Source organism: Desulfobotulus sapovorans DSM 2055 (assembly GCF_059569355.1).
On the sequence record NZ_JCANVJ010000051.1, the window covers coordinates 1 to 8,485 of the forward strand.

The window sequence follows — 8,485 nt, forward strand, 5'->3', positions numbered from 1 at the left end:
TATGGCGTCGTGTGTTAACATGCTTCTTGCTTTATCAGATCAGGCTGAGAATGTTTAGCTTCTTTTACCAATGCCCGGACTTTTGGAGTAGTTACCTTACTTCTTTCCAATGGTCTTCGGTATAATCCCCTATTGCAGATATTGGCATTGCAATACCACAGGTAATAGTCTTATTGGGCATTGTAACCCTCCTTGATAGAATTATTATTAGCACATATTTGTATAGCACCTATTTTACTATTAATTGGTAATTCGACTAAATTATTGATTGTTTTTTTATAATGAATACCGGTATCTGCTGACACTACAACAACTGTTTCATTCGGTCTATTTGTCAACTGTGACGCTACTGCCAAACAGTGCCCGGTAGTCAACCCAACGCTAATTCCCTCATGTTCCGCAAACTTTTTACATTCCATAGCAGCAAGAATATCTGAAACTTGTGCATAATAATCAATGTATTTCAAATGTGCTTTTAGTAACTTAGACGCACCAAGCATTCCTGCACCGGCAGAGACATATGGATGGCTTTCTCCACCAAAAGATGTAGAACCAAGTGGTTCTACCCCCACTATATTTATTGTTGGTTTTTTCTGTTTAAGATATTTGGCAATCCCTGAAATGGTTCCGCCTGAGCCGACCGAGGCTATAACCCATTCTATATTGCCCTGTGTCTGCTCCCATATCTCAGGCCCAGTGGTTTCATAATGAGCCTGGGCATTTGCCGGATTTTCATACTGGTTAACCCAAATATAGTCAGACTTTTCGTGCAATTCTTTAGCCTTAGAGATTCTTGCTGTTCGAAAATCCGGATGCCCCATTTTTTCTACGAACTCTACATTGACCCCTTCATCAAGAAGTTCTTTCTGTTTACTTTCCGGGGTGGTTCTGTCAGACAAACACAAAAAATGAACATTAAAGTGATTAGATAGCTTGTGAAGTGCAATTGCCAAGTTGCCAGATGATGATTCCACTACGTTGATTGAGTGGCTGCTTCCACTCCTCTGGTTTACAATATCTTGTAGCATGTAAAAAGCACAACGTGCCTTGATATTACCAAACAGATTTTCGCCCTCGAGTTTTAGGAATACATTTCCAGCCGGAACGTATCTATTTACACACACAAGAGGAGTCTTTACGAACTGAAAACTATTGAACTCTTTAAAAATATCGCTTTTATTTTGCATTCTCCCCCCTTATATACTTAAAAGCACTGCAGAATTCACATTCATGGAATAGTTTTCCGTTTTCAAGATTATCTATGACGAATGATGACAAATCGTCGGGCCATCGATCCGCAACTACTGTCCCACGGGGTTCCCACGGACAAACGCTGATACTTCCATCCCAGTTAAAGGTTAATGATGCACCCGTGTATCCCATTTTATTTGTTGCGGATTGAAAAAAATGATTACTCCGGCTCTTGAGGCTTTTAAAACGTCTATTTGAAAGGCTCAATGTCATACGCTTTATGCTATTTGGTATCGCAACTGAACAGAATTCATCAACAGCCTCTTGAAAGGAAGATTCATCAATGACAAGATGCGCGTTATTGGTTTCTTTCCCTCGACCACATTGTTGAAATTCTAGAAATTGAATTTCTCTGGCACCGGCTGCAGCATAAGCAGAGATCATTTCACTGATATATTCTATATTTGCAGAATGCAATGTTGTCCTAATGACCATGTTTGCGGCATTTTTAGATCCTTCCTCTACCAACTTCAAAACATTTGACAGCTTGTTAGATCGCAAAATCTTGTGTGTCTTTTCGTTGTGACCTTCAGCAGATACTCTTAATCTTAATGAACCGTTATGGCCGATCTGTTTCATCTTACCAAAATCAATTGGATTTGTTCCGTTGGTAGTAATGGTAATATTAGGGAATATTTCTTCATCTATTCCTCTTACAATATCCGAAAATTGTGGGTGCATAGTAATTTCACCCCCCTCAATTTCAAAATCTACTTTTGGATTTATTTTGTGTAAAATTCTGATTGCATCAATAATCGAATGAGAAGATAGATCTTGGTAATTTCGAGAAGCACTCGAAGCTTCTATAAAACAGTGTCTGCAGTTTAAGTTGCAACGAGAAGTCGCAAAAATATGCACAGAAAGAGGTATGTTATTTACCGTCATTTGTAGCTCCTATGTTTTTCAAAATCGTAACGCCTCGAGTACCTCCGAACCCTGGGTTTACCAGCATTGCGTTTTGTCCTATTCCAATCTTGCCTTCTTTACATGCGCGCTTGTAGTGGCAGAAAGAATCATTCGAGTTAAGATGTCCAGTATCATAGAGATAGTCCATGATTATTTTTTTTTTCGGGAAACCAAGCATATCACCGATAATTTGTGAGATTTTTTTGTATGGAGTATGAGGCACAATCCAGTCAATATCAGTCAAATTCAATCCAGCACAATCTAAACAGCTTTCCGCAGCATTCCTTATAAAGGTTGGGTTGGCCGCACGAAACTTCGCGATGTCTTCAAAAGGAGAATCTTCCCCATTTGTTGCTATAATGTGTGTGTCTGTAAAACTGCCAAGAATTTCATGCTCTATATCTAATGAACTAATACAACCAGTAATAATACTATCGCCCATAGCTGAACCAAAAAAGAACCGATCCTTGATCTTATGGGCTATATCCATTCCTATGACCATTACCGCAGAATCTTTTTCGATTGATCTAAGGCAAAGTTGAGCTAATTGGATACCGTAGTGAAACACAGAACATGGTTGTCCACTTATCGGGATACATGGTACTTTTTCTAATGGTGTATCAATCAATAGATCTTCAATAAAAGTATGGGACTTCAAAATCATTCCAGGTATCGAATGAAGAAACAGGACAAGTTCTACACGATTCTCAATCCCTTCTTTTGAACTGAGCAGTTCTCTAATAGCGTTTTTTAAGAGTACGTCTGGATTCTGTTCACAAAGAGGAAGCATAGACAAACCATTTTCAGCTATTATATTTATATCTTCATCGCTTAGCTCTGCTTCCCTTGCAAGATGCTGAATGTAACTTCGCGGCAGTTCTGTGTACTGCAAGTATTCAAAACCATATCTGGATTTACTCATATCTAAATTACCTTCCTTAAGATAATTCCAAACTCTATTTCAGTATTGACTAACTCATATACCTGAGAAGGAATTATTATATTTTCGATAGAAAGCTTTTTGATCAACTTTTGGCAAATTAGTATCGCGTCTTCAGCTAATCCTAAAAGTTTAGGCATAACGGCATCGTCTCGATTTAGGAATTGCAAAATGAATCCGCAGCAACATAAAATTCTTCGAATACGCGTTTTTAAACAAAATTCAAGGCCAACCCAAAGAGAGCGATGTTGATTTTTAATCAAAGTGGTCTTGCTAAATCTCCAAAAATTATCAATAAGCTCTCTCTGCATTCTATCTATATTTTTGTGAAGCTCCGGTGCTAATACCGAAAGGCATGTTCTCCAATCAATTTTATCTGGGACCTCAATAATTTGTCGTATTGTATATGATCCCTTTCCTTCTCGAAGACCTATCGCTGCCCATGCTGGGATGAGGTCATTAATTTTTACCCTTACGGACCCAACCCGTTCGGGATCAATAATGGTTACATCACTTGTGTCGGGATCGAAAGATTCGACTACAATGTAATGATCGATACCAATGAATTGCTGGCCATTTCTTAAATATGGTAAATTGCCCATATTTACAGGGCCTAATACTGCAGGTCCATTTTTGAGTAACTCACACATCTCACTTATGGCTCTGGCAGATTGATCTCCCGTTTTGAAATATTTGTATTGGTATTTAATACCCAAAGCGTTGCAAGCAATGTTTAAACCAATATCAGGGTCTGTTACACAATCAAGCAATCGATTAGGGTCTGATTCAACATGTGAAATACCGAAAGGTACTGTGGTGCAGGCTTCCATCAAAAAAGGAGGGAGCTTCGTTTTCAGATCAATCGAACTGGACAATAAGGCTTGAGTATGACAACCTGAGACTCGGAATCCAGATTCAAGAAATGGCAATATATTTTTTTCAATTCGCAACTTCATTGTTTTAAAATCCTGCACGCCATTTCTGATAAAGTATTTCGATCAATCTTCCCATTTTGTGTCACAGGAAAGGTTCCTTTAAATATGTTAACCTGGTGGGGAGCGAGTGGGACTGGTAAAATATCCCGGGTCTTACTGGATATCATTTGCGATGACACATTCTTTTCTTTTTCAGGCCTGATAAAAACAAATACACTATCCTTACCTAATGAATCTTTTACGCCTACGACCACTACCTGCTGTATATCAGTCAGTCCTGATAAGGTTTTTTCTATAGCAATAGGACTAACCCTTTGATCCCTAAGTTTGAGAAAACCTTGTTTTCGTCCTTCAAAAAACATAAATCCCTCATTATCTATTCTGAAAATGTCACCAGTATGCAGCCAGGTCTCATCCGTGCATGAGTTTAGGCTAAACCGAACTGAGCTACCACTTGGGTTGTTTAGGTAACCTTGCATTACATGCGGCCCCTGCACAACCAATTCTCCAACCTCATTGGCAGGCAATATTTTGCCATCTTCACTCACAACAAAGACCTTAGTTCCGGGTAATGCTTTTCCAACCGAGGCTTCATGCCCTTCGAAATCACAAGGTGGTAGAATACTCACACGTTTACATTCTGTAAGACCATACATTGGAAATAAAGTGGTTGAGGGGAGGATACTTTTGAGTGTTAAGATAGTTTCAACCGGAAAAACATCTCCTGTAGACGTCGAGTAGCGAAGTTGATCCAACCGCCCGCGTTCAAGCAATCTCGACTCTATCAACATCTGAAATAATGAGGGCACACCAGGAAAGCCGGTCACCTTGAACTTATCTATCCAATAGGGTATTGCCATAGGAACAGAAAAATCTTCTGCGACAATCAACGTTGCACAACCATGCAACATTAAAAATATCTGATATAAACCATAGTCAAAAGAAAAAGGAAGACCGCAGAGAATAACATCTTCTGGTGAGTTGCAAAGTATAGAGTTAATTGCAGCTGTGGCAAATAAGACTTGCCGATGAGGACAAACGACACCTTTAGGTAAATCTGTCGAACCGGACGTATATATAATCAGTGCTATATCATTAAGATTAGATATCGATTTGGTATTTTGCGATAAATATTGTTTTGCATGATTAAGACTCTTCAAATCATCTATTACTTGGTGCAACTCAAAAACATCACACCCTTTTTCTATATATAAATCCTTACCTACATTCTCATCGATTAAACCCAGAATAGGTCGACAATCATTAAGGATAAATGATAATGTGCGGGAATCGGTCTTTGGGCTGATAGGAACAATTGTTTTTCCTGCAATAAAACCACCAAACATAGCACAAATAAAGGAATAACTATTTGATGCTTGAAGAATAACGCATTCAGGGCTATCACCAAAGTTTGAATTAAGCCATCTTGCAAAGGCATATGCATCGCTAAGCCAAGTGTGAAATGATATTTCACAATTTTCTGACAGGGATATAATGGCTATTTTAGCCCTTAATCGTGAAGCAGCATTTATCAATAGGTCTTCAATGCGATTGCATGTGTTTCTCATTAATCACAACTCCCAGCTGGGTTAGGTTCTAATTGGATATTGTATGGCTTACATTTGAACTCTGATGCAGCCCTGATAAGACTACGGAATCTCATGATATTTTTTATCGACAAGCCTGTGTCCGAATTTATCGTTTTGTCTGTCAAGTTTAGCCAATTAATTGCATATACAACCTCATCGACACGTTCAGTAGACAGTTCCGATTTGATTTCATTTACCTCAAGGATATCTGCATCTGTAAATGTTCTTTCTTGTTGAATAGGGGCTTCATTAAACAACCAGTATGCGAGATCTTCCAAGTCAGTTTCACCCTTCCAAAATCCGGCTGAGGCAGGTTGGTCAATAACGGGGATTCGTGTTCCCAAAATATGGGATATCTGACGAACTTGTGTTTTATATAAATGGGCAATAGGCTTGATATGAGCAATGCCATCCCCAAATGGCAGGAAAAACCCAAGTTCATATTCAGTTCTGTTTGATGTCCCAATTACGATATATCCTCGATCTTGGTATGTCGAAAGTATTGGTGTTCTCAAAGAACATTTAGCCCGTGAAGGATCGAGAAGGCCATCAGGACGGAAATTCTCTTGTGGATCAGCATCGGCAAGCTGATTAATAAACTCAAAAGGATATTTCTTTAAATCAATTTCTTGTAAGGGTACTGTCAAATCTTGGGCAAGAACCCGGGCATTCTCAAGATGCCTTTCTTCCATATCTTCCTGAAGAACTATAAATAATTTTAAATTGTTGGAACCAATGGCTAATGCAACTAATCGCGCCACGACGTCAGAATCAAGCCCTCCAGAGACACCAACAACCGCTTTTTTGCCTATCAGGGAATTTTTTAAAAACTCAACAATTCGGTTTTTCTCGTTCTCTGCATCTTGTTGTGATAAATCAATATTATTCATTTGCATTCTTCTCCCTGTTAATTGTCCGTTCTTCACATTTTGGCCCTTCAGAATCATCACGCTGAAGCACTATTCCTGTTGATATATAGCTTGAGAGGTCTTTTAAAAGATCAAAGCAAGATTTTTTATCAGCATTAATCGTACAGAAATTGTTTGAATCAAGGGATGTCAGTTTATCTCTATCTACTATGGATAATTCTTTTAGAAGCCATTTGCAGTTAGGAGCTGCTTGGTCTTCAAAAAATTTGATGTTCGAAGAATGATCCGGTACAGAAGTTGGAATTTTTTCCCCTGTGAAAGGAATAGCGACTGCATATATTGAACTCGGATTTTGAGGTATAAATTTCAGGGACAATTTGATAATTATTGTTTCTTTTACTTTTAAAGTCTGATCCTCATCAGAATGCTCAAGAATCCCTCCTGATGGGTGTTTAGCTACAATAATGACCGATGATGTATTTGCCCTAAGATGAAGGCTGGCAATGTATAGTGCGTTTAGAAAAGGTGAGATGCCATGCCCTTCGATTGAAACAGGTAAGATTGTCGGAACACCTAAAAATTGTGCTATTTCATAGGCAGAAGCAGGTTTTTCTGAATCATACTCATTTTTGCACTCTATCATCAATACACTGCACGGAGCCGTTTTCAATTCTTGTTTAATTGATTCCAAGAATTCAGGGTATTGGTGTAATCCAGAACCTATATCTGTTATGACCTTGCTTCCCTTTGATATTTCAATCCACATTACAGTATCTCCTTTGTAGATTTTATTGTGGATAGAAAATTTGACAAACTGCCCACTGTTTCAAACACTGTAACAAAATCGGTATTTACTGGGTCAAATCGAATATCAAATTCATCTTCGATGGCTACTTGTAAATGGACAATAGCTAATGAATCAAAGCCCAAATCTTTTCTCAAAGAATGAGACTTTGCAATTATCTGGTCACTTGGTAACCAATCTGCTATAGCACGTATTGTATTGCATACCCTCTTTTCAAATGTATCCATTATCAGATCTCCATTATTCCTTCACACCTTATAACTTTTCGACAACACTCGGCCTTCGATCGAGAATTTGAGTTCGCCGTTTTCTTCGATAAAAGTGACTGCCTTGCCAGCATAGCGGCGGTAAAGCTGATAGGTTTTACCTTTGTAGGTTACAGAGCCATCGGTAAGTGTCAAGATAGATGTCACCTGAAGCCTTATTTTTTTCAGGCAGCTTCAAGGCAGGATTTTTCCATGAGATGACCCTGTTTTTACTTGGATTAAGGGCTACCTCAAGCTCCGGCTGCCAGTTTCTTGTGTCGGAAGTCTCCATCTTTCAGGTCGGGCATTTCTGGCGTTCTGATAGACCTCATGACGCTTCTTGAGAATGTCCAGATGCCTGCCGTGGTGCCGGTCATCCGGTGTCACAAAGTGAATACTGCTGTGAAGGTGTTCCGTGTTGTACCAGATGACAAAGTCATCCACCCAGTCCTGAGCCTGCTGCAAGGAAGAAAATGGCTTTGAAGGGTAGGCAGGACGATATTTCATGGTTCTGAAAAGAGATTCTGAGTAAGGATTGTCATTGCTCACCTTTGGCCTTGAAAAAGATGGAATGATACCGAGCCTGCCCAGAGTCGCAAGCATGGTGGCTCCCTTCATAGGCCCGCCATTATAAGAATGTAAAACCAGGCTCTTAGGATGGATGTCGGTAACTACTCCAAAAGTCCGGGCAGCGTGAATAGAAACAGAGAAACAGGTTCAGCGAGGGATCGAGTCAGCGACAAGGCGTGGCAGACAGGAGATGGCTCCAAGGTCATGGATCCGATCATAGAGGAAATCCCAGAAAGAGAGGCCATGTTTCTGGCAGGTTTTCTTGAGGCTGAGAAATGTATCCCGACACTGGCGGCCTAAATCGCTCCGGGTCGTACCGCTGATTTTTCTTCTTTTGACATATTCCCTGATATCCCTCTCGCTGAGATTGTTGTG

9 protein-coding genes and 2 pseudogenes are annotated in these 8,485 nt (G+C 39.6%); all 11 read right to left on the reverse strand.

Translation table 11 applies throughout. The features are described 5' to 3' along the window. Positions 1–170 precede the first annotated feature (170 nt). Positions 171–1,187 carry a cysteine synthase family protein gene (locus BR04_RS17275; protein ID WP_496357273.1) on the reverse strand — a complete coding sequence of 339 codons (1,017 nt, stop codon included), beginning with the start codon at positions 1,185–1,187 and terminating at the stop codon, positions 171–173. After that, the gene (locus tag BR04_RS17280; protein WP_496357274.1) at positions 1,177–2,136 is read right to left on the reverse strand and encodes a radical SAM protein; all 960 of its coding nucleotides are present in this window, start codon (positions 2,134–2,136) and stop codon (positions 1,177–1,179) included. The genes BR04_RS17275 and BR04_RS17280 overlap by 11 nt, the downstream gene beginning before the upstream one ends. After that, the gene (locus BR04_RS17285) at positions 2,123–3,079 is read right to left on the reverse strand and encodes a 3-oxoacyl-[acyl-carrier-protein] synthase III C-terminal domain-containing protein (protein WP_496357275.1); all 957 of its coding nucleotides are present in this window, start codon (positions 3,077–3,079) and stop codon (positions 2,123–2,125) included. The genes BR04_RS17280 and BR04_RS17285 overlap by 14 nt, the downstream gene beginning before the upstream one ends. A gap of 2 nt (positions 3,080–3,081) precedes the next feature. Next, positions 3,082–4,053, reverse strand: coding sequence for a cysteine peptidase family C39 domain-containing protein (locus BR04_RS17290; RefSeq protein ID WP_496357276.1), 972 nt, complete (start codon positions 4,051–4,053; stop codon positions 3,082–3,084). Beyond that, positions 4,050–5,600 (reverse strand): class I adenylate-forming enzyme family protein, encoded by a 1,551-nt coding sequence (locus BR04_RS17295; protein ID WP_496357277.1) that lies wholly within the window; start codon positions 5,598–5,600, stop codon positions 4,050–4,052. The genes BR04_RS17290 and BR04_RS17295 overlap by 4 nt, the downstream gene beginning before the upstream one ends. Further along, on the reverse strand, positions 5,600–6,511 hold the full coding sequence (gene nadE, locus BR04_RS17300; RefSeq protein ID WP_496357278.1) for an NAD(+) synthase: 912 nt from the start codon (positions 6,509–6,511) through the stop codon (positions 5,600–5,602). The genes BR04_RS17295 and nadE overlap by 1 nt, the downstream gene beginning before the upstream one ends. After that, positions 6,504–7,256, reverse strand: coding sequence for a hypothetical protein (locus BR04_RS17305; RefSeq protein WP_496357279.1), 753 nt, complete (start codon positions 7,254–7,256; stop codon positions 6,504–6,506). Before BR04_RS17305 ends, nadE begins: the two co-directional genes overlap by 8 nt. Then, the gene (locus tag BR04_RS17310; RefSeq protein ID WP_496357280.1) at positions 7,256–7,522 is read right to left on the reverse strand and encodes an acyl carrier protein; all 267 of its coding nucleotides are present in this window, start codon (positions 7,520–7,522) and stop codon (positions 7,256–7,258) included. Before BR04_RS17310 ends, BR04_RS17305 begins: the two co-directional genes overlap by 1 nt. A gap of 21 nt (positions 7,523–7,543) precedes the next feature. Next, complete coding sequence (locus BR04_RS17315) at positions 7,544–7,696, reverse strand: hypothetical protein (protein WP_496357281.1); 153 nt, start codon at positions 7,694–7,696, stop codon at positions 7,544–7,546. 79 nt (positions 7,697–7,775) lie between these two features. Further along, positions 7,776–8,203, reverse strand: a pseudogene (locus BR04_RS17320) (transposase); the annotation flags it as partial. 54 nt (positions 8,204–8,257) lie between these two features. Beyond that, positions 8,258–8,485 (reverse strand): annotated as a pseudogene (locus tag BR04_RS17325) (IS66 family transposase); the annotation flags it as partial.

Coding starts and splice junctions, on each gene's coding strand:
- BR04_RS17295 (WP_496357277.1), bottom strand. CDS start 5,600: ATGAGAAACACATGCAATCGCATTGAAGACCTATTGATAAATGCTGCT.
- BR04_RS17275 (WP_496357273.1), bottom strand. CDS start 1,187: ATGCAAAATAAAAGCGATATTTTTAAAGAGTTCAATAGTTTTCAGTTC.
- BR04_RS17280 (WP_496357274.1), bottom strand. CDS start 2,136: ATGACGGTAAATAACATACCTCTTTCTGTGCATATTTTTGCGACTTCT.
- BR04_RS17290 (WP_496357276.1), bottom strand. CDS start 4,053: ATGAAGTTGCGAATTGAAAAAAATATATTGCCATTTCTTGAATCTGGA.
- BR04_RS17305 (WP_496357279.1), bottom strand. CDS start 7,256: ATGTGGATTGAAATATCAAAGGGAAGCAAGGTCATAACAGATATAGGT.
- BR04_RS17310 (WP_496357280.1), bottom strand. CDS start 7,522: ATGGATACATTTGAAAAGAGGGTATGCAATACAATACGTGCTATAGCA.
- BR04_RS17285 (WP_496357275.1), bottom strand. CDS start 3,079: ATGAGTAAATCCAGATATGGTTTTGAATACTTGCAGTACACAGAACTG.
- nadE (WP_496357278.1), bottom strand. CDS start 6,511: ATGAATAATATTGATTTATCACAACAAGATGCAGAGAACGAGAAAAAC.